This window comes from Mesorhizobium sp. M5C.F.Ca.IN.020.29.1.1, from assembly GCF_003997375.1.
GTDB classification, from domain to species: Bacteria; Pseudomonadota; Alphaproteobacteria; order Rhizobiales; family Rhizobiaceae; genus Mesorhizobium; species Mesorhizobium wenxiniae.
This window is the reverse complement of sequence record NZ_RZSW01000007.1, coordinates 12,783-37,522: the sequence shown is the minus strand read 5'-3', so window position 1 is coordinate 37,522 and position 24,740 is coordinate 12,783. Positions and strand designations below refer to the sequence as shown.

Annotated in this window: 23 protein-coding genes; 14 read left to right on the top strand and 9 right to left on the bottom strand. The window is 62.9% G+C overall.

Going from position 1 to position 24,740, the window contains the following annotated elements; all coding sequences use genetic code 11:
• Positions 1-270: 270 nt before the first annotated feature.
• A complete protein-coding gene (lepA, locus tag EOA85_RS01570) occupies positions 271-2,076 on the bottom strand; it encodes a translation elongation factor 4 (protein WP_127208084.1) in 1,806 nt (601 codons plus the stop codon).
• 182 nt (positions 2,077-2,258) lie between these two features.
• Here lepA and EOA85_RS01565 point away from each other — a divergent pair, with 182 nt between their 5' ends.
• The 3 genes from EOA85_RS01565 to msrA all read left to right on the top strand — a co-directional run bounded on the left by EOA85_RS01565 (position 2,259) and on the right by msrA (position 4,685).
• The gene (locus EOA85_RS01565) at positions 2,259-3,308 is read left to right on the top strand and encodes a TadE/TadG family type IV pilus assembly protein (RefSeq protein WP_127208083.1); all 1,050 of its coding nucleotides are present in this window, start codon (positions 2,259-2,261) and stop codon (positions 3,306-3,308) included.
• A gap of 256 nt (positions 3,309-3,564) precedes the next feature.
• The gene (locus EOA85_RS01560) at positions 3,565-3,837 is read left to right on the top strand and encodes a hypothetical protein (protein ID WP_127208082.1); all 273 of its coding nucleotides are present in this window, start codon (positions 3,565-3,567) and stop codon (positions 3,835-3,837) included.
• Between the two features lie 107 nt (positions 3,838-3,944).
• The gene (gene msrA, locus EOA85_RS01555) at positions 3,945-4,685 is read left to right on the top strand and encodes a peptide-methionine (S)-S-oxide reductase MsrA (protein WP_127208081.1); all 741 of its coding nucleotides are present in this window, start codon (positions 3,945-3,947) and stop codon (positions 4,683-4,685) included.
• 167 nt (positions 4,686-4,852) lie between these two features.
• On the opposite strand, the gene EOA85_RS01550 is transcribed toward msrA, so the two are convergent.
• Entirely contained in the window at positions 4,853-5,857 is a 1,005-nt protein-coding gene (locus tag EOA85_RS01550) for a cytochrome d ubiquinol oxidase subunit II (RefSeq protein ID WP_127208080.1), read from the bottom strand.
• A gap of 11 nt (positions 5,858-5,868) precedes the next feature.
• Positions 5,869-7,227: a cytochrome ubiquinol oxidase subunit I gene (locus EOA85_RS01545; RefSeq protein WP_127208079.1), complete on the bottom strand. Its 1,359-nt coding sequence runs from the start codon at positions 7,225-7,227 to the stop codon at positions 5,869-5,871.
• Positions 7,228-7,459: 232 nt separating this feature from the next.
• Here EOA85_RS01545 and EOA85_RS01540 point away from each other — a divergent pair, with 232 nt between their 5' ends.
• Entirely contained in the window at positions 7,460-8,386 is a 927-nt protein-coding gene (locus tag EOA85_RS01540) for an ABC transporter ATP-binding protein (protein ID WP_127208078.1), read from the top strand.
• Positions 8,383-9,144 (top strand): ABC transporter permease, encoded by a 762-nt coding sequence (locus EOA85_RS01535; protein ID WP_127208077.1) that lies wholly within the window; start codon positions 8,383-8,385, stop codon positions 9,142-9,144. Before EOA85_RS01540 ends, EOA85_RS01535 begins: the two co-directional genes overlap by 4 nt.
• Before the next feature lie 5 nt (positions 9,145-9,149).
• On the opposite strand, the gene EOA85_RS37215 is transcribed toward EOA85_RS01535, so the two are convergent.
• Both EOA85_RS37215 and EOA85_RS01530 read right to left on the bottom strand, forming a co-directional pair.
• Positions 9,150-9,344, bottom strand: a complete 195-nt coding sequence (locus tag EOA85_RS37215; RefSeq protein WP_164759438.1) for a hypothetical protein — start codon at positions 9,342-9,344, stop codon at positions 9,150-9,152.
• Positions 9,345-9,549: 205 nt separating this feature from the next.
• Positions 9,550-11,544 (bottom strand): PhoX family phosphatase, encoded by a 1,995-nt coding sequence (locus EOA85_RS01530; RefSeq protein ID WP_127208076.1) that lies wholly within the window; start codon positions 11,542-11,544, stop codon positions 9,550-9,552.
• A 204-nt stretch (positions 11,545-11,748) separates the two neighbouring features.
• On the opposite strand from EOA85_RS01530, the gene EOA85_RS01525 reads away from it, so the two are divergent.
• From EOA85_RS01525 to EOA85_RS01505, 5 genes are all read left to right on the top strand, one after another.
• On the top strand, positions 11,749-12,087 hold the full coding sequence (locus EOA85_RS01525; protein WP_095517737.1) for a hypothetical protein: 339 nt from the start codon (positions 11,749-11,751) through the stop codon (positions 12,085-12,087).
• Positions 12,088-12,099: 12 nt separating this feature from the next.
• Positions 12,100-12,801, top strand: a complete 702-nt coding sequence (locus EOA85_RS01520) for a phosphatase PAP2 family protein (RefSeq protein WP_127208075.1) — start codon at positions 12,100-12,102, stop codon at positions 12,799-12,801.
• A 195-nt stretch (positions 12,802-12,996) separates the two neighbouring features.
• On the top strand, positions 12,997-13,266 hold the full coding sequence (locus tag EOA85_RS01515) for a helix-turn-helix transcriptional regulator (protein ID WP_127208074.1): 270 nt from the start codon (positions 12,997-12,999) through the stop codon (positions 13,264-13,266).
• Positions 13,267-13,400: 134 nt separating this feature from the next.
• Positions 13,401-15,110, top strand: a complete 1,710-nt coding sequence (locus EOA85_RS01510) for a SulP family inorganic anion transporter (protein WP_127208073.1) — start codon at positions 13,401-13,403, stop codon at positions 15,108-15,110.
• Positions 15,111-15,337: 227 nt separating this feature from the next.
• The gene (locus EOA85_RS01505) at positions 15,338-17,356 is read left to right on the top strand and encodes an ABC transporter ATP-binding protein/permease (protein WP_127208086.1); all 2,019 of its coding nucleotides are present in this window, start codon (positions 15,338-15,340) and stop codon (positions 17,354-17,356) included.
• Positions 17,357-17,688: 332 nt separating this feature from the next.
• On the opposite strand, the gene EOA85_RS01500 is transcribed toward EOA85_RS01505, so the two are convergent.
• On the bottom strand, positions 17,689-18,630 hold the full coding sequence (locus tag EOA85_RS01500; protein WP_127208072.1) for a CHAD domain-containing protein: 942 nt from the start codon (positions 18,628-18,630) through the stop codon (positions 17,689-17,691).
• The gene (locus EOA85_RS01495) at positions 18,627-19,100 is read right to left on the bottom strand and encodes a CYTH domain-containing protein (RefSeq protein ID WP_127208071.1); all 474 of its coding nucleotides are present in this window, start codon (positions 19,098-19,100) and stop codon (positions 18,627-18,629) included. Before EOA85_RS01495 ends, EOA85_RS01500 begins: the two co-directional genes overlap by 4 nt.
• 91 nt (positions 19,101-19,191) lie before the next feature.
• Between EOA85_RS01495 and EOA85_RS01490 the strand changes: the two genes are divergently transcribed.
• Genes EOA85_RS01490 through EOA85_RS01475 form a run of 4 tightly spaced genes read left to right on the top strand, consistent with a single transcriptional unit; the run spans position 19,192 to position 22,902 of the window.
• A complete protein-coding gene (locus EOA85_RS01490; protein WP_127208070.1) occupies positions 19,192-19,890 on the top strand; it encodes a CerR family C-terminal domain-containing protein in 699 nt (232 codons plus the stop codon).
• The gene (locus tag EOA85_RS01485) at positions 19,887-20,840 is read left to right on the top strand and encodes an HlyD family efflux transporter periplasmic adaptor subunit (protein ID WP_127208069.1); all 954 of its coding nucleotides are present in this window, start codon (positions 19,887-19,889) and stop codon (positions 20,838-20,840) included. Before EOA85_RS01490 ends, EOA85_RS01485 begins: the two co-directional genes overlap by 4 nt.
• Complete coding sequence (locus EOA85_RS01480) at positions 20,837-21,757, top strand: ABC transporter ATP-binding protein (protein WP_065006443.1); 921 nt, start codon at positions 20,837-20,839, stop codon at positions 21,755-21,757. The genes EOA85_RS01485 and EOA85_RS01480 overlap by 4 nt, the downstream gene beginning before the upstream one ends.
• Before the next feature lie 8 nt (positions 21,758-21,765).
• The gene (locus tag EOA85_RS01475; protein WP_127208085.1) at positions 21,766-22,902 is read left to right on the top strand and encodes an ABC transporter permease; all 1,137 of its coding nucleotides are present in this window, start codon (positions 21,766-21,768) and stop codon (positions 22,900-22,902) included.
• An 89-nt stretch (positions 22,903-22,991) separates the two neighbouring features.
• Here the strand turns inward: EOA85_RS01475 and EOA85_RS01470 are convergent, their stop codons facing one another.
• Positions 22,992-23,660, bottom strand: a complete 669-nt coding sequence (locus EOA85_RS01470) for a glutathione S-transferase family protein (protein ID WP_127208068.1) — start codon at positions 23,658-23,660, stop codon at positions 22,992-22,994.
• Positions 23,661-23,747: 87 nt separating this feature from the next.
• Positions 23,748-24,725 (bottom strand): threonine/serine dehydratase, encoded by a 978-nt coding sequence (locus EOA85_RS01465; protein ID WP_127208067.1) that lies wholly within the window; start codon positions 24,723-24,725, stop codon positions 23,748-23,750.
• Positions 24,726-24,740 lie beyond the last annotated feature (15 nt).

Below are 24,740 nucleotides of genomic sequence, written 5' to 3'. Positions count from 1 at the left end.
AAGTACCAGGGCGCCGAATAACTAGCCGGCGCGCGCTTGAGGCTGTGTCCGGCTGCTCACAAGGATAGAGCCACCATCGATCACAGTTTGCCCCGCAAAGCGCACTAATAGGTTGGCATATGACTCGATTGCTCCAACGCGAAGAAAATACACTAACATACTGGTTAATGGGGATGTAATGAACAATGAGCGCTTGTCTCTAAGAGCGGCAGAAAATTCTTCTATTTTCATGGTACCCCACCCATTGTTGTTACCAGATAGATAGAGTTGTTAGTCCCCCATCTTCAGTGCCTGGATAAACGCCTCCTGCGGGATATCCACCTTGCCGAACTGGCGCATGCGCTTCTTGCCCTCTTTCTGCTTGTCGAGCAGCTTGCGCTTGCGCGAGACGTCGCCGCCGTAGCATTTGGCGGTGACGTCCTTGCGCAGTGCCGAGATCGTCTCGCGGGCGATGACTTTGCCGCCGATGGCGGCCTGGATCGGGATCTTGAACAGATGGTGCGGGATCAGCTCCTTCAGCTTCTCGCACATCTGCCGGCCGCGCTTTTCCGCTGCCGTACGGTGGACCAGCATGGACAGCGCGTCGACCGGCTCCTCATTGACCAGGATCGACATTTTGACCAGGTCGCCCTCGCGGTAGTCGGTCAGGTGATAGTCGAAGGAGGCGTAGCCCTTGGAGATCGATTTTAGGCGATCATAAAAGTCGAAGACGACCTCGTTGAGCGGCAGGTCGTAGGTCAGCATGGCGCGTTTGCCGACATAGGACAAATCGGCCTGGATGCCGCGCCGGTCCTGACAGAGTTTCAGGATGCCGCCGAGATACTCGTCCGGCGTCAGAATGGTGGCGCGGATCCACGGCTCCTCGATGGCCTGGATTTTGACCACGTCGGGCATGTCGGCCGGGTTGTGCAATTCCTTTGTCGTGCCGTCGTTCAACAGCAGCCGGTAAACGACCGAGGGCGCGGTGGCGATGAGGTCGAGATTGAACTCGCGCTCCAGCCGCTCCTGGATGATTTCGAGATGCAGCAAGCCGAGGAACCCGCAGCGATAGCCGAAGCCGAGCGCAGCACTGGTTTCCATTTCATAAGAGAAGGAGGCGTCGTTGAGGCGCAGTTTGCCAACCGCGGCGCGCAGGTCCTCGAAATCGGCGGCGTCGACCGGGAACAGGCCGCAGAACACCACCGGCTGCGCCGGCTTGAAGCCGGGCAAAGCGTGCGCCGACTGGCGCTTGTCTTCGGTGATGGTGTCGCCGACGCGAGTGTCGGCGACTTCCTTGATCGAGCCGGTGAAGAAGCCGAACTCGCCGGGGCCGAGCTCGTCGACGTTGATGCGGGCAGGGGTGAAGACGCCGGTGCGCTCGACCAGGTACTTCGCGCCGGTGCCCATCATGCGGATGGTCTGGCCCTTCTTCAGCACGCCGTCGATGATGCGGACCAGCACGATGACGCCGAGATACGCGTCGTACCAGCTGTCGACCAGCATCGCCTTCAGCGGTGCGGCGATGTCGCCCTCGCGCGGCGGCGGCAAATCATTGACGATCGCCTCCAGCACGTCGGGAATGCCGAGCCCTGTCTTGGCCGAGATCAGCACGGCGTTGGAGGCGTCGATGCCAATCACCTCCTCGACCTGCTCGCGAATGCGCTCGGGCTCGGCTGCCGGCAGGTCGACCTTGTTCAGCACCACGACGATCTCGTGGTTGTTGTCGATGGCCTGGTAGACATTGGCCAGCGTCTGCGCCTCGACCCCTTGCGAGGCGTCGACGACCAGCAGCGAGCCCTCGCAGGCGGCGAGCGACCGCGACACTTCGTAGGCGAAGTCGACATGGCCGGGCGTGTCGATCAAATTGAGGATATAGTCCTCGCCATTGTTGGCGCGGTATTTCAACCGCACGGTCTGCGCCTTGATGGTGATGCCGCGCTCGCGCTCGATATCCATCGAGTCCAGCACCTGCTCCTTCATGTCGCGCAGCTCCAGCCCGCCGGTCAGCTGGATCAGCCGGTCGGCGAGCGTGGATTTGCCATGGTCGATATGGGCGACGATGGAGAAATTGCGGATGTTCTTGATCGGCGTGGTCATGATGGGGCGGCTTTAGCAGGGGCAGCTTGCCCGGGCAAGCGGCCGGGCGTGCGGCCAAAGCAATCGCTGAGGTTTGCGCTGCCGGGGGGCGCAACACCGTTAAGCTTTGATCCACCGGATTAGTGCATAGTTCGCGCCCTGCGTGACAGGCAACGACCTGTCACCGTTTGGGGGGCCAAGCAATGCCACAATCTGGACATCATTTTCTCAATTCCGAGAGCGGCTCCCTCGCGCCGATACTCGCCATCATGCTTATCCCGATGTGTGCCGCTCTGGGCTTTTCAATCGACTACAACTCAGCCGTTGCGACCAAGGGATCGATGCAGAATGCGCTCGATGCCGCGACCCTGTCGATCACGACGCTGCCAACCAGCACGTCACTGGCGGACCGTCAGGTGAAACTGCAGGAGTCGTTTACGGCCAATAGCGGGCAAGGCACCGCCAAGCTCGACAGCTTCGTCGTCGCTGCCGACGGCACCGCCAGCATCAATGCTTCGGCCAGCTTTGCCATGCCGACGAACTTCATGCAGATCGCCCACGTCGACACGGTGCAGATCGGCGTCGCGTCGGCGGTGCGCAAGAGGCCGGCGCTGGTGCAGACCACGTTCAAGGTCAACAAGGTATCGGGCCATTGGAACAAGACGATGACGCTCTACGGCACGAAATTCGGCGAGACGGCGGTCAACCCGTTGATGAAGATCACCTATGTCTACAACAACTTTGGTGATCCGAAAGGCTACGGCACGTCGACAGTGTATACGGTGAATGGATCGACGAGCACGAAGGTCCAGGAACAAAAATGCACGACCAAGACGGTGCAGAATTTCAACAGCCTGCCGTCCGGCGCGATTACACAAACGAGCGGCAACAAGAAATACCTGACCACCTGCACCAACACCATGTATCCCGCGAACGGCGCCGGCGCGGTGATCGACGTCAGCCTGATGGATGTGCTGTATCTGCAGATGGATGTGCCGTCGGCCCAAATACCCAAGCTCAAGTCGAACGACGCGAACACATCGAACCGGTTGTACATCGACGGCGTTGAAGTCGCGAACGGCAAACTGGTGGACATCTTCACCGCCGTGCCGTGCGGCCAACCCAGCCAGCAGGCCTGGGAAGATGGCGGCAATCCCGTACCGGCTCCGGTGTCCAACGCCGACTTCTTCTACACCGTGACAGGCAAATGCGATTTCAATCAGCGGCCTTCGCAAACAGTGCTTACGCAATAGGCTGGACAGGTCGCGTCCAGAGAGGACGCGCATTCGCATACATCTCGTTCCAACGCCGTCCGGTCGCCACGGGCGGCGTTTTTGTTGCGGGCGACGGTGGCGAGTTCGAAGCGCGCGGAGGTGACACTTGCCTTCTCCCTTGTGGGTGAAGGCAAGAACGATCACGAAGCGGTGATGGCTGTAACGAAGGCCCAGGCGGCGGCGAAGAACCGATGTGATCGCCATTCCGGCGCGCCACCAACTCTGGGAGACCACCATGACCAACCGCCTGACCTTGCCGGCACTTGCCTTCGCGCTTTGCTCGACGGCGCTTTTTGCCGCCGGCATTGCCCGCGCCGAAGATGCGATGAAGCCGGCCGATGCGATGGCGACTGACGCCATGAAACCAGCGACCGAAGCGATGAAGCCCGCGGATCCGATGGCGGCCGAAAAGATGAAGGACTGCATGGACAAGGCTACCGTGGAAACCGACGCGATGAAAAAGGACGCGGCGACCAAGACCTGCAACGAAATGGGGACGGCCAAGTAGGCCGCGTCCGGAACGGGGCGCGGCCGATGCACGCGCCGCACGGCAACGTGAAACCGCGACGGACCTATCTGTCGTATAGTCTTAAACTCATGCATGGGAGATCAGAGATGACCGGCATTGAAAAACCCGCCGCGAAACGATTGACGAACTTCGCCAGGGGCGCGCTCGCGGCGCTGATGCTTGCGGCGGCCGGCGCCGCCTTGTGGCAGACGCCGGCAATCTCGGCCGAGAAGGCGGTGGTGATCCCACCGCCGGCGATGGACGAAAAACCCGCCGCCGCCACCGCCAAGGCGATCTTCGCCGGCGGCTGTTTCTGGGGTGTGCAGGGCGTGTTCCAGCACGTCAAGGGCGTGACCAGCGCCGTGTCCGGCTATGCCGGAGGCGACAAGGACACCGCCGTCTACGAGACGGTCGGCACCGGCCGCACCGGGCACGCCGAAGCCGTCGAGATCACCTACGAGCCGTCAGAAGTGACCTACGGCCAGTTGCTGCAAGTGTATTTCTCGGTCGCGCACAACCCGACGCAGCTGAACTATCAGGGTCCGGACCGCGGCCCCCAATACCGTTCGACGATCTTTGCCGAAAGCGACGCCCAGAAGAAGATCGCCGAGAGCTACATCGCCCAGCTCGACAAGGCCAAGGTGTTTCCGGAGCCGATCGTGACCACGCTGGAGACCGGGAAAACCTTCTATCCGGCCGAAGACTATCACCAGGACTTTTTGACGCTGAACCCGACCTACCCCTATATCGTCTACAACGACCTGCCCAAAATCGAGAATTTGAAGACGCTATTCCCAGACCTTTACAGCGAAAAACCGGTGCTGGTTTTGGCCGCCAACAAGAGCTGATCTTTTGAGCAAAACCAATTGGTCGTCAGGGCAAAGCAACAGGCATGCCAAACCATCGAAAACGGCTCGAATCGGGCTTTCTCAATAGGATGGGGGAAGGCTTTCTTCACGACCCAATGCCGCTCGACTGGCAGGCCGCCTAAATGTTGTGCAGTGCGGCGGTTGCCTCAGTCGTAGGTCAGATCCGTCGCCTTGCCGCCGAACACGCGGTATGCATAAAACGAATAGAAAATGATGACCGGCAGCACGACCACCGTGCCGGCCAGGATTATGGCGAGGCTTTCAGGCGCGGACGCCGCCTGCCAGATGGTCAGCCTGTCGGGCACGACGAAGGGATAGAACGACCAGGCGAGCCCGGCAAAGCCCAGCGTGAAGATGGCGGCCAGTGTCAAGAACGGCGTCAGCGCGTGGCGGTCGTCTGCTTTAGGCAGGTGAAAGGTCTGCCGCCACAGCCAGGCGAACAGCACCGCCGACAGGATCGGCAGCGGCGACAAATAGAGCATGGCGGGCCAGACGAACCATTTGTCGAAGATGCGCGGACTGGCGAGCGGCGTGGCCAGCGAGACGGCGACCATGCCGAGCGCGGTCAGCACCAGCGCCCGGCGCAGCCATAGCACCGCCTTCTTCTGCAATTCGCCTTCCGTCTTGTAGATGACCCAGGCCGCGCCCATCGCCGCATAGGCGGCGGCAAGGCAGAGCGCCACCAGAGCGCCGAAGGCCATGCCGCTGAGGCCGACATCCAGGCCCAGAACATAAATCCCCAGCATGTAGCCCTGCGCCAGCGAGGCGATGAACGAGCCCAGGAAGAAGATGCGGTTCCAGCGATGCTTGCGGCCGGCCGGTACCTTGGCACGGAAATCGAAGGCAACGCCGCGCAGGATCAGGCCGACAAGGAGGAGGAAGACCGGAATGTAGAGCGCGGTGAGGATGGTGCCGTGCGCCAGCGGGAAGGCAACCAGCAGCAGGCCGACCGCCAGCACCAGCCAGGTCTCGTTGGCGTCCCAGAACGGGCCTATTGCCGCAATCATCGTGTCCTGCTCGGCGTCTTCAGCGGCCGCGAACAGGATGCCGATGCCGAGATCGAAGCCGTCGAGGATAACGTAGATCAGGATGGCAAGGCCCATCAGGCCGGCGAAGATGAGGGGGAGCAATGTCGGCCAGTCGAGGGTCATCACCGTTCTTCCTATTTCGCCGCCGGCTGCGACAGCGCCGCATCGAGAACGCCCGGCAGCGGCGAGGTATCGCCGTCCTTCGCCGCCTTCAGCGCCAGATAGACCAGCACGCCGAGATAGGCGATCAGAAGCAGCGCGTAGAGGATGAGATAGACCGCAAGCGAGAGCGCGACCTGGCTGCCGGCGACCGGCCCGACCGCATCGACGGTCTTGAGCACACCGGTGACCAGCCAGGGCTGGCGGCCGATCTCGGTGGTGTACCAGCCGGCCAGCGTCGCCAGCCAGCCGGACAGCGCCATCGGCACCATAACCAGCGCCAGCGGTTTCGGCAGGGTGTGGCGGCGCTTAAGGAAAAAGGCGGCCGACCAGGAGACGACGAGCATCAGGACGCCGGTGCCGACCATGATGCGAAAAGCCCAGAACACCGGGAAGACCGGCGGATGGTTGCCGGCAAAGTCGTTCAGCCCCGGCACGACGCCACTGGCGCTGTGCCTGAGGATAAGGCTGGCGCCGTCGGGGATGGCGACTTCGAATTTGTTCTCCCTTGCCGCCTCGTCGGGAAGCGCGAAAAGGACCAGCGGCACATTGGGGCCGGTGTTCCAGTTGGCCTCCATGGCGGCGATCTTCTGCGGCTGATGCTCGAGCGTGTTGAGGCCATGCTGGTCGCCGGCGAAGATCTGGATGGGGATCAGGATCGCCGCGGTGAAGACACCGGTGCGCAAGGCCTTCCACATCGATTCCGAGCGGTCGCCATAGAGATAGCGCAGCGCCGACAGGCCAGCGATCAGGAACGAAACCGTCAGGCCGGAGGCAAGCAGCATGTGGACGAGCCGGTAGGGCATCGATGGGTTGAAGACGATCGCCCACCAGTCGGTTGCGTGCGCTACGCCGTTGCGCATCTCAAAGCCGACCGGCGTCTGCATCCAGGAATTGAGCGCGATGATCCAGAAGGCCGACAGGGTGGTGCCGCCGGCCACCAGCACGGTTGCCAGCGTGTGGGTGCGGTTGGAGACGCGGCGGAAGCCGAACAGCATGATGCCGAGGAACGCCGCCTCGAGGAAGAAGGCGGTGAGTATCTCATAGGCGAGCAGCGGGCCGGCTATGTTGCCGACGGTCTCCATGTAACCCGGCCAGTTGGTGCCGAACTGGAAGCTCATGGTGACGCCCGAAACCACGCCCATGGCAAAGGACAGCGCGAACACTTTCACCCAGGTGAAATAGGCGCGCATCCAGGCGGTATCGCCTGTGGCGTTGTAGCGAAGCTTGAAGAACAGCAGCATCCAGCCAAGCGCGATGGTGATAGCCGGAAACAGGATATGGAACGAGATGTTCGCGCCGAATTGGATGCGCGAAAGGATGAGCGGGTCCATGGTGGGCTCCGGCTGCTGCTTATGTCGCAGAAGATAGGCCGGATGCGCTAAACGGTCAAAGCGGCGTGGCGTCACGCGAGGCGGAACGCCGCAGGACTGCGGCAGCGGTGGATGCGTCTTCGCATGCCGATGTCCAGAACTGTCAGGAGTGCCATTGACTTCCGGCTGCGCGCACCGACATTCAGCGGATTGAACCAACAGTTCTCCTTTCAAGCAGCCGTTTTTTTCAGCCATGCCATCGATCATTTCCATTTCCGGGGTCACCAAGACCTACGCCACCGGTTTCAAGGCGCTGAAGGAGATCAACCTCGACATTGAGCGTGGCGAGATCTTTGCGCTGCTCGGGCCGAACGGCGCCGGCAAGACGACGCTGATCTCGATCGTCTGCGGTATCGTCAACCGCTCGTCGGGCACGGTCACCGTGGACGGCTACGATATCGGCCGGGATTATCGCGCCGCGCGCAGCCTCATCGGGCTGGTGCCGCAGGAACTGACCATCGACGCGTTCGAGAGCGTATGGGCGACTGTCAGTTACAGCCGCGGCCTATTCGGCAAGCCAGCCAACCCCGCCTTCGTCGAGAAAGTGCTGCGCGACCTGTCGTTGTGGGACAAGAAGGACGCCAAGGCGATCACCCTGTCCGGCGGCATGAAGCGGCGGCTGATGATCGCCAAGGCGTTGTCGCACGAACCGAGAGTGCTGTTCCTCGACGAGCCGACAGCCGGGGTCGACGTCGAGCTGCGCCAGGACATGTGGGCGATGGTGCGCCGGCTGCGCGAGGATGGCGTCACCATCATCCTGACCACACACTATATCGAGGAGGCCGAAGCGATGGCCGACCGCGTCGGCGTCATCAATCGCGGCGAAATCGTGCTGGTCGAGGACAAGGCCGAACTGATGCGCACGCTCGGCCGCAAAAGGCTGTTGCTGGAATTGCGCAGTCCGCTCGCCACCATACCCGAGACGTTTTCGCGCTACGCGCTGGAGCTTGCGCCGGACGGCAATCAACTGACGTACACCTATGACAACCAGAGCGAACGGCCGGGCGTCGCCTCGCTGCTCCGCGACCTTGAGACGGCCGGCATCCAGTTCCGCGATATCGACACGCAAAACAGCTCGCTCGAGGAGATCTTCGTCAATCTGGTGAGGAGGGACGCATGAACCTGCGAGCAGTCTGGGCGATCTACAAGATGGAGATGGCGCGCGCCTTTCGGACCGTGCTGCAGAGCATCGTGTCGCCTGTCATCTCGACATCGCTCTATTTCGTCGTCTTCGGCTCGGCCATCGGCTCGCGCATCACCGAGATCGACGGCATCAGCTACGGCGCCTTCATCGTGCCGGGGCTGATCATGCTGTCGCTGCTGACGCAGTCGATCTCCAACGCCTCCTTCGCCATCTATTTCCCGAAATTCGTCGGCTCGATATACGAATTGCTGTCGGCGCCCGTGTCCTATCTGGAGATCATCATTGCCTATGTCGGCGGTGCGGCGACCAAGTCGATCATACTCGGCCTGATCATCCTCGCGACCGCGTCGCTGTTCGTACCGCTGACTATCGAGCATCCGTTCTGGATGCTCTCCTTCCTGGTGCTGACGTCGGTGACCTTCAGCCTGTTCGGTTTCATCATCGGCATCTGGGCGAGAAGCTTCGAGCAGCTGCAGCTGGTGCCGTTGCTGATCATCACGCCGCTGACCTTCCTTGGCGGCAGCTTCTATTCGATCGACATGCTGCCCGGCATCTGGCGCACGGTGACGCTGTTCAACCCCGTCCTCTATCTGGTCAGCGGTTTTCGCTGGAGTTTCTACGGCGAATCCGACGTCTCGATCGGCATCAGCCTCGGCATGACCGTCGTTTTCCTGCTTATCTGCATAGCGATCGTCGCGTGGATCTTCCGGACCGGCTACCGGCTGCGGAACTGACCGGCTTACAGCACGCTGAGCCGCGGGCTAGGCCGGCATCCCCTGAAAGATTGCCCTGGACGGCGGTCGAATAGGCGAGCGAGAAATCGCCAATGCCGGCGGACCAGCGCCAGGCGCTCGACATGGGTCAGCTCCTGCCGGGTGACCTTGGGCGCGGCGCCCTCGAGCAGGTGGTCGAAACGATTGCGCAAGGAGGGCATGGTCGAGATTCCGCGTGCCGCGCTTCGGAATTGGGACAACCCGCAAGCCCGCGGGCTTCGAATCATCGGTGGCAGCGAGAATTGAACGGAAGCCGTTGGCAATTGGGAATAAATTGGCAAGTGGGCATGAAAAAGGAGGGGCTTCGGTCGAGCCAAAACCCCTCCTTCACGATTTACCAGCGTGGACCTGGGAGCGCGATGATCTTTAGACCGCGATCTTGCCACCGCCCTGTTTGGTGATGGCGACGACCGACGGCCGCACCGGCATATCGGGCTTGAAGTCGGGCCAGCGGGTCGACGGGTCCTCGTAGTAAGAGGGACGGCCAAAAGCCTCCCAGTCTTCGCCGCCATCGGCCGGATGCTGAACCGCGACGAAGGCGGTCTGGTCGTCGGGCGTGAATAGCGGGCCGCACATTTCGGCGCCGATCGGCACGCGGAAGAACAGCTTTGATGTCGCCCGCGCCTCGCCTTCGGTGTCGACCGCCCACAGGCCATCGGTGCGGCCGGTCGCCTTCGGGCCCTGGCCGTCGGTCGAGACCCAGAGCCGGCCGGCCGCATCGATGGCGCAATTGTCCGGCATGCCGAACCAGCCATTGGCGGTGGTTGCGGTCGAGAAGGTGGCGCCGACTTCGGCCACCGAGGGATCGCCGCATTTCAACAGCACTTCCCATTTGCCCTTGGGGGCAGTGAAATCGCCACCGTCCTCGACGATCTCGATAATGTGGCCGAAAGCGTTTTCGGCGCGTGGGTTGGCGGCATCGACCTGGTCCGTCTTGCGTTTAGAATTGTTGGTCAACATGACGTAGACTTTGCCAGTCGTCGGATTTGGCTGGATATCCTCGGGGCGGTCCATCTTGGTGGCCCCGAGCAGATCGGCGGCACGGCGCGTCTCGATGAGCACGTCGGCCTGGCTGGCAAAGCCGTTCTCCGCCGTCAGCGGGCCCTGGCCGAAGACGATGGGCAGCCATTCGACCGCCCCGTCCTCGGCGAATTTGGCGACATAGAGCGTGCCGTCGTCGAGGAGATCCATGTTGGCGGTGCGGTCCTCGGCGTTGAACTTGCCGGCCGTGACGAATTTGTAGACATAGTCGAAGCGTTCGTCGTCGCCGAGATAGAAGACGACGCGGCCATCCTTGGCGACGATCGATTCAGCGCCCTCATGCTTGAAGCGGCCCATGGCAGTGCGCTTCCTTGGCACCGAGGTCGGATCGTTGACGTCGACTTCAACGATCCAGCCGAAGCGATTCGGCTCGTTCGGCTCCTTGCCGATGTCGAAGCGGTCGTAATGCGCCGCCCACTCATAGGCGCCTTCGGGAATTCCCAGGCGCTTGTAGTTGGCGGCTTCCTTGTGGCCTTCCTGCAGCTCGCCCGAGAAATAGCCGTGTATGTTTTCCTCGGCCATGACGTAGGTGCCCCAGGGCGTGACGCCGCCGGCGCAGTTGTTGACGGTGCCGAAGACCCTCGTGCCGGTCGGGTCGGCACTGGTCTTGACCCGGTCGTGGCCGGCGACCGGGCCGGACAGTGCCATCTCGGTGTTGGAGGTGATGCGGCGATTGAGCTTGCCGTCGCGCACCACCTGCCATTTGCCTGATGCCTTGCGGATTTCGACGACGGTGCCGCCATGCGCGGCCATCTCGATATCGACCTGTTCCTTGCTCAGCGGCGCCTGCTTGGCGGCCTCGCCCTCGACGATAGTGACGAGGCCCGGAAACATCAGATGCGGGTTGGTGTATTCGTGGTTGACCACCAGCAGGCCATGCTCGGCCGAGCCGTCGAGCGGGATATAGCCGACATAGTCGTTGTTGTAGCCGAACTGTCTTTCCTGGGCTTGCGCCGACTGTTTTGTCGGATCGAATTCCGGCGAATCGGCAAACAGCGGATCGCCCCAGCGCAGCAGCACGTCGGCGTCATAGCCGGCGGCGACATGGTGCTTGTCGTCGACGCCCGCCTCGACCTCGTCGAAGCTGAAGGCCGATCCGCCGGCTGCGCGGGCATGGTCGGCGAGGATCAGCGCCAGCGGGCTGACGGTGGCGGCGATGGCGGTTGCCGCAAGCGATCCCTGCAGGAAACCACGGCGCGAGAAACGTGCGGCGATGATCTCGCCCATCGTCTGGTTGTCGGTGGGATTGGTTCCTGGCCCATCGTTTTCCTCGAGCAGGCTGGTGCGGAAATGGGTGTCGGGGGAGCGATGTTCAGTCATGGGGCTTGCCTCTGGCTTCTTTGGGATGGCTGGAGCGATTGCTTGACTGACCGCCTATCGCCGGCAGATCACAGTTTGATGACGTTGCCGGCCAATTTCCAGCCCCGATTTCGTGTCCATGATCAGCCTCGCTTGACCGCGACCGGCGCTTCGGAAACAAGATCAGCGGCAGGCGCGGAAGGACCGCGTCGAGAGGGACAAAAAGTGAGTTTCTGGGGACTGGGGCAGCTCGGCATTTCCACGGTGATCTTCCTGCTGGCGGCGACGGCGGCCAAGCAATGGGGGCTGGCGCCCAGCCTCGGCAAGATCGTTTTGACTTTGGCGCTCTACTCGCTGGGCAATCTGATCATGCTGAGGCTGATCCGTGAATTCGGCATGTCGGTGTCGTTCAGCCTGTCGGCAGTGATCCAGCTGGTGTCGGTGAACGTGGTGGCACTGGTCTTCTTCGGCGAGCGCGTCAATGCGTTGCAGGCGACCGGCATCGTGCTCGCCATCGCAGCGGTGGCACTGATCACGCTTGGGCCCTATCTGCAAAGGCCGTAACAGCGAGGGCCGATGAAGAATACCGCAAGCAAGCTGCTCAACAGAATCGAATTCCCGGTGCTGCTCGCCGGACTGGTCATCGCCTGCGGACTGTGGGGGTTTGAGGAACTGATGGAGGTGGCGCGAGACACTACGCCGCACGCCTTCGATACGGAAATCCTGCTCGCCTTCCGTGAAGCGGGCCAGCCCGACAATCCGATCGGACCGCTATGGCTGGAAGGGGCGATGCGCGACATCACCAGCCTCGGCAGCGCCAGCGTGCTCCTATTGATCACGGCCGCCGTGATCGTCTATCTGCTGCTGATCCACAGGCTGGGACCAGCGTTTCTCGTCCTCGTCGCAGTGGCGGGCGGGCAGGCCCTGTCGAGCACGCTGAAGCTCGGAATCGACCGGCCGCGCCCCGATCTGGTCTCGCATCTCGCCGACGTGGCATCGCTTTCGTTTCCGAGCGGCCATGCGATGCTGTCGGCAGTGACATATTTGACGCTGGGCAGCATGGCGTCGCGCTTCCTGCCTGGGCGAACGACCAAGATCTATGTGCTGGCATTGGCGGTGCTGACGACCCTGCTGGTCGGCATCAGCCGCGTCTATCTCGGCGTTCATTGGCCATCCGACGTGCTGGCCGGCTGGTGCGCCGGCTTCGCCTGGGCGATGCTGTGCTGGCTGGCCGCATGGGCGCTACAGCGATGGCGCGGGCAGAGCGACGGCGGCTGAACCGGCCGTTCAGAACGACGCTGCGCTAATTCTCCTCGAAGTTGCGGCGCTGGGGCCTGCTGTCCCAGCTGGCGCGCAGGCTTTGCAGGACGCAAACGGTCTGGTGTGCATGTCTGACATGTGCATCCTGATGCTTGAACCATCACAATGATGGTATTATATATGGACCTGCAGACTCAGACGGGGGTTTAGCCGATGATCACTGCCGCGCAGATGCGCGCCGCGAGGGCGCTGGCCGGCATCGATCAGAAGTCGCTCGCCGAGCGCGCCGGGGTTTCGCTTCCCACCATTCAGCGTATGGAAGCGAGCGACGGCGTCGTCAGGGGCGTGGTCGACACGCTGATGAAGGTCATCCAGGCTCTCGATGAGGCCGGCGTGGAACTGATCGGCGAAAACCAGGCCAGCGAGCGCGGCGGCAGGGGCGTGCGCCTCAAGCCGATCGTGCCGAAGAAGCCGCCAGGCTGAGCCCGCAAAGTCGCGACGGCGACCGCCGACAGTCCTGCCGACGATCCCGCCGCCTCCTTGGTTTTAATGCATGTCGTTGTCCCAAAACCGCTGTGCACTTTTGGGCGACATGCATCAGGAGAGGAAGGCAGTCCATGGATCAAATCCGGCGGACAATTCATCAACCGGTGCGGCCGACATTCTCCGAATTGTTCACGCCGAAGCTGGTGACGGTGCTGCGCGAGGGTTACACATCAGAGCATTTCACGGCCGATGCCATCGCTGGGCTGACCGTGGCCATCGTCGCGCTGCCGCTGTCGATGGCGATCGCGATCGCATCGGGCGTGACGCCGGAGCGCGGGCTCTACACCTCCATCATCGGCGGCTTCCTCATCTCGGCGCTCGGCGGCAGCCGCTTCCAGATCGGCGGGCCGGCCGGCGCCTTCATCGTGCTGGTGGCGGCAACGGTGGCGCGGGTCGGTGTTGACGGGTTGCTGCTGGCGACGATGATGGCCGGCATCTTCCTGCTCGCCATCGGCTATCTCAGGCTTGGCACCTACATCAAGTTCATTCCCTATCCGGTGACCGTCGGCTTCACCGCCGGCATCGCCATCATCATCTTCTCCGGCCAGATCGTCGAGCTGTTCGGGCTGAAGCTTGCCGGCAAGGAACCTGGACCGCTGGTGCCGAAGCTGATGGCGATTGGCGAGGCGGCCGGCACGATCAATCTCGCCGCCACCTTCGTGGCCGTACTGACCATCCTCGCCATTGCCCTGATGAAGCGGTGGCGGCCGAAATGGCCAGCCATGCTGATCGCCATAGGTCTGGCTTCGCTTGTCGTAGCGCTGTTTTCCCTGCCTGCCGAAACGATCGGCACGCGCTTCGGCGGCATCCCGCGCAGCCTGCAAATGCCGGCCTTTCCGCCAATCAGCTTCGCCAGGGTGATCGACGTCCTGCCGGACGCCATAGCCTTTGCGCTGCTCGGCGCGATCGAATCGCTGTTGTCGGCCGTTGTCGCCGACGGCATGACAGGAAGGCGGCACCGCTCCAATTGCGAACTCGTGGCGCAGGGCTTTGCCAACATCGCGTCCGCCCTGTTCGGCGGCATCTGCACCACCGGCACCATCGCCCGCACGGCGACCAATGTGCGGGCCGGCGCGCATGGACCGGTTTCGGGCATGATCCACTCGGCCATCCTGCTTTCTCTGATACTGGTGGCGGCACCGCTGGCCAGCTACATCCCGCTGGCGGCACTGGCCGGCGTGCTGGCAGTGGTGTGCTGGAACATGTTCGAAAAGCAGGCCTTCCTCACATTGCTGCGGGCTTCGCGTGGCGACGCGCTGGTGCTGCTGGCGACCTTCCTGATCGTCATCTTCCGTGACCTCACCGAAGGCATCGTCGTCGGTTTCGCCCTGGGCTCGATCCTGTTCATCGACCGCATGGCCAAGAGCATCGCCGTCGAGGCCGATCCGTCACTTGTGCAGGAGGATGTCGCCGACCAGGCCAGCGCCTACGATGCCAGCGAGGCCAGCGATGCCGACACCGTCGTTTACAGGATTTCGGGCGCCTTCTTCTTCGGCGCCGCCTCGACTGTCGGTGCGGTGCTCGACCGCATCGCCGACCAGCGCCGGAACTTTATCCTCGACTGCTCGGCGGTGCCGTTCTTCGATTCGACGGCGGCCAATGTCATCGAGGGCGCCGCGCATAAGGCCAGGCGCGCCGGCGTGCGCTTCATCATATCAGGCGCTTCGCCGCAGACACGTCGCATGCTGATCAACCACGGCGTCAAGCGGCCGCTGGTGACATACGCCGCCTCGATCAGGGATGCGCGGGCGCAACTGAAGGGCAAACCAGAGACGGATTAGCAACCAGGATTTGCCGGCCGGTGGCCTCCTGTTGGCACAAGCTATCCCATTGCTGAATGTCACTTTGATCCATGGCCGACACTCGACAGGTCAAAGGCTGTCATTCGAGAACGACCATAGGCGCGACTGTTGCGAGTATTGGAACACCGGGAGAGCCTTGGCGCTGCTGGCTGCTGGATCGAGCGGGCATCATGAAACCTTTTGATTTTTGGGCCGTTGTCGGCCGTATGTCCGAGGCGAAATCCAAACCGAGATCGGTCGACGGCGCCAGATCGCGCGATGCCCAGACACCGCGTCAGGAGAAATCGAGCGAAGAGAAGGCATCGACTGCCGAAGCCGCGTCCGAGGTCGTCGGCGAAGCTGCGCCGCCGCCGGAAGCCGTCGAACCCGATCCACAGCTGACCCCCGAAGAGGCCGAGCGGGCGCGCAAGAAATATCTGCTAAGGCGTTTCTGGATCAGCGCGCGCGGTTACTGGAGCCGGCGCGGCGACAGTTTCGCCTGGCCGCTCACGATCGGGCTGTTGATCCTGATATGCGTCAATGTCGGTTTCCAGTATGGGATCAATGTCTGGAACCGCGCGATTTTCGACGCCATCGAGCAACGCAACGCCCGCATCATTTATTTCCTGAGCGCCGTGTTCGTGCCGCTCGTACTCGGAAGCGGAAGCCTTGTCGTAGCACAGGTCTATCTTCGCATGACGATCCAGCGCCGCTGGCGTTCGTGGCTCACCACATCAGTCATCGCGCGCTGGCTCGCCAACGGTCGGTATTATCAGCTGAACCTCGTCGCCGGCGACCACACGAACCCCGAAGCCCGCATCTCGGAGGATCTGCGGATTGCTACCGAATCACCCGTCGATTTCATCGCCGGTGTCCTCAACGCGTTTCTGTCGGCCTCGACCTTCATCGTGGTGCTGTGGACGATCGGCGGCGCGCTGACCCTGCCGATCGGAGGTTCGAGCGTCACCATTCCCGGCTTTCTCGTCGTCACCGCGGTGATCTATGCCGCCATCACCTCCACCTCGATGGTGGTCATTGGCCGCCATTTCGTCCATCTCTCCGAGGAGAAAAATCAGGCGGAAGCCGAGTTCCGCTACACGCTAACGCGCGTGCGCGAAAACGGCGAGAGCATCGCATTGCTCGGCGGCGAGGAGGAGGAGCGCAGCGGCATCGACAAAACGTTCGCCTATGTGCTCGGGCAATGGGCGCTGCTTACTGGCCAGCACATGCGCACGGCGCTGGTGTCGCAGGGGTCGAGCCTGTTTGCGCCGGTCGTGCCGATCTTGCTTTGCGCGCCAAAATTTCTCGAAGGCAGCATGACCCTGGGGCAGGTCATGCAGGCTGCCTCCGCCTTCGCCATCGTGCAGGGCGCGTTCGGATGGCTGGTCGACAACTACCCCCGTCTTGCCGGTTGGAACGCCTCCGCGCGGCGCATAGCCTCGCTGATGATGTCGCTCGACGGGCTCGAGCGCGCGGAACAGAGCGACACCCTGGGCCGTATCCAGCACGGCGAAACCGAAGACGGTGCGATGCTCAGCCTGAACAATCTCTCCGTGTCGCTCGACGACGGCACCGGCGTGGTCAAGGAGACCGAGGTCGAGATCGAGCCGGGCGAGCGGGTGCTGGTTTCAGGCGAATCCGGCACAGGCAAGAGCACGCTGGTGCGGGCCGTCGCGGGTCTGTGGCCGTGGGGCGGCGGCAGCGTCGATTTCCATGCCGACAGCCGGCTGTTCATGTTGCCCCAACGCCCCTATGTCCCGATAGGGACGCTTCGCCGCGCGGTCGCCTATCCCGCCCCCGCCGACAACTGGACGATTGCCGAGATCAACGTCGCCCTCGACAAGGTGGGCCTCGATTATCTGAAGGGCAAGATCGAGGAAGACGCGCCCTGGGACCAGATCTTGTCGGGCGGCGAAAAGCAGCGGCTCGCCTTCGCACGTCTGCTCTTGCACAGTCCCGATATCATCGTGCTGGACGAAGCGACGTCGGCGCTCGACGAGAAGAGCCAGGACAAGATGATGGAGACGGTGATCCACGAATTGCCTGATGTCACCATCATCAGCGTGGCGCACCGCGCCGAGCTGGAAGCCTACCACAGCCGCAAGATCACCCTGGAGCGGCGCGAGGGCGGCGCGATTCTTGTCAGCGACATCGACCTTGTTTCGCGCAAGGGCAGACGGAACTTGCTCGCGCGCGCCTTGTGGGGCACCGGCGCTCCGATCGAAAAGCCGCATGAGCTGGAGTAAGGCGGCGCCATCCCAAAACTGAAATCCACCCGGTCTCCCCGGGGGACGGGTGAAGTATACGCTGTGGGAGGGAAGCCGTCGCGTCGTACGCACCACTTAAGCAATCAGGCATCGAGCGGGCGTCCGTAAGCCGGCGCCAGCGGCCAGGCAAAACCCCGCTATTCGGCGGCCTTGCCGCCCCACTGTCACGACCCAGTGGTCGAACCCGTATTCCAGCGTCGGCTTGACGATGCGGAAAAGGGCGGCAGGTCGGTCTGACTGTCCCGAATTGCCCTTCGCAATTCGGTTGGCAATCCGGGTGAGAGGCTATTCGCTAAATGCAATAGCGCCAATCAGCCGCCGGGCGCGGCAGCGTCCTCCTGCGACGCAGCGGCCAGATCGTCGCGCGCCTTGCGCGCGAGTTTCCTTGTCGAGCGCCTGGGGCTGTCGCCGAACAGATCGGCGGCGGCGGCGAGACAGGTCTTTTTCAGGCTTTTCTCCGAGCGCTTCAACAGCTTGCTCAGGAGCCGCGTTTCTTGAGGAGAGCCGAGCGGCCGGTCGGCGGCATCGAGAAGCGTACGCAGGACGAACACATCATGCAGTTCGCCCAGTCTTTCGCCGAGTTCGTCGACCGCCTTGCGCCGGGCCTTGATCGGCATCGGCCACAGCCTTCCGAGCAACGACAGATGCATGCCGTGGGTCTTTGCTGCCTTGCGCAGATCGTGGAAATCGTCGGCCCCGCCGCGGGAGCTTGCCTTGTCCAGCGCCTTTCTGGCGCGACGCAGAGTGATGCGGGCGCCTTCGGCAAGCACATCGGCGGCCTGTTCGGGCTGGTCGGGCAAGGCCAGCATATCGATCCGGCTGATGCCCTCCTCGCAAGCGGCAATCGCGGCAGTTATTGCAGCGTCGAGGCCGACACCGCCATGCAATTCGTGCTGACGCGCGACGAGCGTCTCGCGCACCGCATCGAGACCGCCGCCTGCGCTCTGTTCGGGAAAGCTTGCTGCCAGCCGGTCGATGGTTTCAACCAGCGCGGTCGCCTCGCGCGGACCGGCAAGCAGGGCTGCCACCTGTCGGTAGCACTGATTCTCGGCCAGGCAGAACGTTTCGTCGCCGGAACGGACCAGGCGCAGCAAGGCACGCGCGTTCTTCAGCCGCTTGCGGCATTTGTGCAGCGCCTGCTCCGGCCTGTCATGCGCCGCGTCCAGGTGGACCAGCGCCTTGCCGATCTCCTCGGCGAGGATGCGCCTGACCTCCCCGGTCAACGGCAGGCGCGGATCGATGCGATAACTCATGCGGCGATCTCCGGAATCCCCCCGAGCGCGAGCGACGCGTTATAGAACCTCTGCTCGCCGGTAACTTCGCGGCCGAGCCAGTCTGGCAGCATTTCGTCCGGCACGTCCTCGGGCGTCTCGAGCTCGGCAACCACCAGCCCCGCAAGCATCCCGCCGAAGACATCGACTTCATAGAGGTGGCCGCGATGCCTAACATGGTGGCGTGTCTTCTCGATGACATGTCCGATCGCGAAGGCCTGCATCTCTTCCGCCTCCGCCAGAGGGATCGGATATTCGAATTCGTCGCGTTCGCGGACCTTGCTGCCGAATTTGAGCGTCAGCTTTGCCGAGGCGCCGTTGCTGACGCGCACGCGCACCGAGCGGTCCGGTGTGGCGGCGAGATAGAACTGGCGAATGCGGGTGTCCGCTTCGACCAAATCCCGCCACTCATTGCCGGAGACCAGGAACTTGCGCTCGATTTCCTTGACCATGGCTTCGCACTAAAGCGCCTGCGGCTGGAGATGGCAAGGTGGACACGGCTTAGGGTTGACCTTAATCATTCGATTGATTAAATTGCTGATCATGGCCAAGCTAACGAACGCCAAAATTCCACGTCGCGAGACGTCTCCCGCCGACATGACGCGCGCGGCACTTGTCCGCGCGGCGCTGAAGCTGTTCGGACGACAAGGCTTCGACGGGACCTCGACGCGAGAGATCGCGGCAGAAGCCAAGGCCAATATCGGCTCGATCGCCTATCATTTCGGCGGCAAGGAAGGGCTTCGCGCGGCAGCGGCCGATTATATCGTCGACACCATCCAGACCATCGCCGGCCAGGCGATCGGCAATCTGCGGGCGCCGAGCGATTCAGAAGCGGGCGACCCCGAAGCGGCGCGGGCACAACTGTTCACCGCATTGGAGCGGATGGTGGCCTTCGTCGTGGCTAGGCCGGAGGCCGGTGAGATCGTGCAGTTCGTCCTGCGTGAACTTTCGCATCCGACGGCTGCACTCGACCGCATCTATGACGGCGTGTTCGAGCCGACGCATCGCCGGCTCTGCCTGGTCTGGGAGCAGGCGACGGGCGAGCCGGCCGAAAGCGAGGCTACCCGACTCACCGTGTTCACGCTGATCGGCCAAGTCGTCTATTTCCGCATCGGTCGCGAGGCGGTGATGCGCCGCATGGGCTGGCGCGCGATCGGCGACGCCGAGGCTGTCAAGATTGCGGCGACGGTGACGGATAATCTTGGGGCCATATTGGCCGCCCGGAAGGATCGTAGGTCATGAGTTTCCTCTGCTCTCTGCCGCTCGCCGCTCTGCTTTTCAGCGCCTGCGCACCAGCGGCACCACTCGCCGTCGGCTATGTCGAGGGCGACTATGTGCTGCTCGCGCCGATCGAGGTGGCGCAGGTGGAGACGATTTCGGTCAAGCGCGGCGACCGCGTCGTGCCGGGCACGCCGGTGGTGACGCTGGAAAGCGCCGATGCAAGAATAGCCGTCGTGCAAGCCGAGGCGGCCCTTGCCCAGGCGCAGGCGCAACTTGCCGACCTGCAGGTCGGCAAACGGCCGGAAGAGATTGAGGTGCTCAAGGCGCAGGTCGACATGGCCAAGGCGCAGGCCGCCGACGCCAAACGCAGATACACCCGCGCCAGCGACCTGTTCAAACGCGGCACCGGCACGCAGGCCGATTTTGACACCGCCTCGGCCACTCTGGAGACAGCCAATGCGCAGGTCGGCCAGGCGGAAGCCAATCTCGCCGTCGGCGGCCTGCCGGCACGGCCCGAAACGATCAAGGCGGCCGAGAATCAGGTCAGCCAAGCGCAATCGGCGCTGGAGCAAGCGCGATGGCGGCTGTCGAAGCGCGTGCTGGCGGCGCCGTCGCCCGGCCGCGTCAACGATGTGATCCGCAATCCGGGCGACACGGCCGGCCCGACCGCGCCGGTCATTTCGATGCTGCCGGACGGCGCTGTGAAGCTCAGCGTCTATGTGCCGGAAAGTGCGTTCTCGTCGGTGAAAGTCGGCACGCTGCTTAATGTTCATTGCGGCGGCTGCGGGCCGGACGTGAAGGCGCGCATCAGCTATGTGTCGCCGGACCCGGAGTTCACCCCACCGGTGATCTACTCGCTCGAGACCCGGCAGAAGCTGGTCTATCTGGTCGAGGCGCGGCCGGAGGGCGACTCCAGCGCGCTGCAACCGGGGCAGATCGTCGATGTCGATCTGGCGGATATCGGCAAATGAACGCCATCGATGTCCATGGCCTGGTCAAGCGTTTTGGTGACAAGACCGTCGTAGACCATGTGACGATGACGGTGGCCGAAGGCGAGATCGTCGGCTTCCTCGGCCCGAACGGCTCGGGCAAGACGACGACCATCCGCATCATGTGCGGCCTGCTGACGCCGGACGAGGGCGAAGGCACGGTGCTCGGCTTCGACATCCGCAGCGACAGTCTGAGAATCAAGCGTGAAGTCGGCTATATGACGCAGAAATTCTCGTTCTACGAGGATCTGACCATCGCCGAGAACCTTGAATTCGTGGCGCGGCTCTATGGGTTGAAGCCGCTTAACGAGCATGTCGGCAGGACGCTGGAAGATCTTGGCCTCACCTCGCGCAAGGACCAGTTGGCCGGTACGCTGTCCGGTGGCTGGAAGCAGCGGCTGGCACTGGCCGCATGCATCATGCACAAGCCCAGATTGCTGTTGCTCGATGAGCCGACGGCGGGCGTCGACCCGAAGGCGCGGCGCGAATTCTGGGACGAGATCCATAGGCTGGCCAGCGGCGGACTGACCGTTCTGGTCTCCACGCACTACATGGACGAGGCCGAGCGCTGCCACCGCATCAGCTATATCTCCTACGGCAAGATGCTGGCCACCGGCACGGTCGACGAGGTGGTCAGGAATGCCGGCCTGACGACCTTCGTCGTGCAGGGCCCGCAGCTCGATCGGGTTGCTGCCGCACTCAGCGGCCGCTCCGGCGTCGACCAGGTGGCGCCGTTCGGCGCGACGCTGCATGTCGTCGGCTCCGACAGGAAGGCGCTTAAGGCAGCACTTGCCGATGTCGAGAAACATCACAAAGGCGTCACGGTTTCGCCGGGCGAAACCAGCCTTGAGGATGTGTTCATCCAGTTCATGTCCGACTCAAAGGACAACATGGGATGAGAAACGGGATAAACAGCGTCTTTTCCTTCGCCAGGCTCGGCGCGCTGCTGATCAAGGAGTTCATCCAGATGCGGCGCGACCGCATCACCTTCGCCATGATGCTGGGCGTGCCGCTGATGCAGCTCGTGCTGTTCGGCTACGCCATCAACAACGATCCGAAGAGCCTGCCGGCAGCCTTGGTGGCGATGAGCAGCGATCCCTACACGCGGGCCATGGTCTCGGCGCTGCAGACCACCGGCTATTACAGGTTCGACCATGTCGTGCAAAGTGCCGCCGAGGCCGAATTCCTGATGGCGCGTGGCGACGTCGCCTTCGTCGTCACCATTCCCACCGATTTTGCCCGGCGAGTCGAGCGCGGCGACCAGCCGCAAATCCTGATCGAGGCTGATGCGACCGACCCGGCGGTCGCCAGCGGCGCCATCTCGACGCTCGGCACCGTGGCCAACCAGGCGCTGCTCCGGGCGCGCGGCATGCGGGAAACGGCCGCCGAGACCGCCCGAGGCCAGCTCGAGGTCGTTGTCCACCGACGCTACAATCCGGAAGGCATCTCGCAATACAACATCGTGCCCGGCCTGCTTGGCGTCATCCTGCAGATGACGATGGTGATGATGACCTCGATCGCGCTGACACGCGAGACCGAGCGCGGCACGATGGAAAACCTTCTGGCGATGCCGTCCAGCCCGCTCGAGATCATGCTGGGCAAGGTGCTGCCCTATCTGGCGGTCGGCGCCGTGCAAGTGGTGGTGGTGCTGGCGGCGGCGAAGCTTTTGTTTGCCATTCCGTTCACCGGGTCTATGTCGCTGCTGCTGACGGCAGTCCTGATCTTCGTGCTGGCGCTGGTGCTGCTCGGCTACACCATTTCGACGATGGCCCGCACGCAGATGCAGGCGCTGCAGCTCACCTTTTTCTTCTTCCTGCCGTCGATCATGCTATCCGGTTTTATGTTCCCCTATCGCGGCATGCCTGGCTGGGCCCAGGTTTTCGGCGAGGTCCTGCCGTTGACGCATTTCCTGCGCATCATCCGCGCGGTGATGCTGAAGGGCGCCGAACTGCCGGCGGTCGCAACCGAAATCGGCTGGCTCGTCGTGTTCGTGGCGCTATTTGCCGGTGTGGCGCTGGTGCGGTTCCGCCGCACTCTGGACTAGTCCAGCTCAAGCAGCCTACGCAAATGGCCGAGATGGGTTGAGTGCGGAGTTCCAACGCGAACAGCAGCTCAGCTCACTTGGATGCATGATCATTCGGGTCGAGATTTATGCGGGTCTGGCCTAACCGGGACCGGCGGCAATTCAGGCGCGTCCAGTCCTTGGAAAGGATTGCGCCAGGCGTCGATTTCTTCAAACTGACGATACCAGCGGCTGACAGAAGGATAATCGTCGAGCGGCAATCTTGCGACATCGTTAAAGGGCAGAAACGTCGCCATTCGAAAGTCGGCATAGGAAACCGACTTTTCGACCAGCCATTCTCGCTCGGAAAGCTCGGCCTCAAGTGTTGCAGCGGCCGTGCGGAAGTCTCTCAGCCCCTCTTCAACCCGGTGCTGATCAATCGGGCCGAGCCCAAACCGCTGTTTGGTCCCGCGTTCGAAATGCACGACGTCGCAAGCTCTCGCGAAGTTCTCCTTACCCCAACTGAGCCATCGGATCATCTCGGGTTCATCGTCGCCGGTGCGCCAGAGATCCGAATGCGCGTCGCGTGAAAGCCGGCAGGCTATGGCATCGGCCTCCCAGAGGCTTTTTCCGGAGCCTACGAGTATGGGCAGTGAAAGATTTGGATTTAGCAGGCGATATCGCTCAGCCTGCCCGGGAGCGAAGGGGGAGGCGAATTCAAACTCGACCTTCGCATTGAGATAGCGCGCTACCGCGACCGCAAGGCGGGGATTGGGATTGCGGCTGAAGTACAGCTTCATTGCATGTCAGTCCTTGAATGGTTCGACTGGACGCGCAGGAGCGCTATGACGCTTGGCATCGGAGCGAAGCCGGAACCGCTTGCCACCCTATGCCGCCGCCATGATCTCAGCATAGGTGCTGAAATCGACATTGCCGCCGGACAGCACCACGGCGACGCATTTGCCTGATAGCTCGATCTCGCCCGATGACAACGCGGCCAGCCCGACGCTGCCGCCGGGCTCGACCACCAGCTTGAGATGGGCCATGGCGTCGCGCATGGCCTGTGCCGCGGCACTGTCGGAAACGGCAATGCCGCCGGCGAGATTCCTGCGGTTGATCTCGAAGGTGATCGCGCCCGGCTCGGTGGTGAGGAGCGCGTCGCAGATCGAAGTGTGGCCGGGTTCGATCGAAACCCGGCCACCTTTGGCCAGTGAACGACAGGTGTCGTCGAAATGCTCGGGCTCCACCGCCCAGATGGCGGTGGCCGGCGATGCGCCCTTGACCGCAATCGAGATGCCGCTGCTCAGGCCGCCGCCGCCGCAGGGAATGACAATGGCGTCGAGGCTCACGCCGAGCGCTTTCGCCTGCGCCATCAGTTCGAGGCCGATCGTGCCCTGGCCGGCGATGATGGCGGGATCGTCGAATGGCGGGACCAGGACCATGCCCCTCTCCACGTACGGGCGAACCACCGTCATGCGGTCATCGCGGAAACGATCGAACGGCACCACTACCGCACCCATTTTCCTGACATTGCCGACCTTCATCGCCGGCGCATCGGTGGGCATGGCGATGACCGCCTTGACGCCGAACATCGCCGCCGACGCGGCGACGCCTTGCGCGTGATTGCCCGACGAAAAGGCCACGACGCCACGGCTGCGCTCCTCGTCGCTCAGCGACGACAGTTTGTTATAGGCGCCGCGGAACTTGAAAGAGCCGGTGCGCTGCAGCGTCTCCGGCTTGAAGAGGATTCTGGCACCGAAGCGCTTGTTCAGCTCCGGCGATTCGATCAGCGGCGTTTCGACTATCAAGCCGGACAATCGCAATGCTGCGGCGCGGATATCGGCGATGCCGGGAGGGGTGGTCATGGGGAGGTCCTGCAG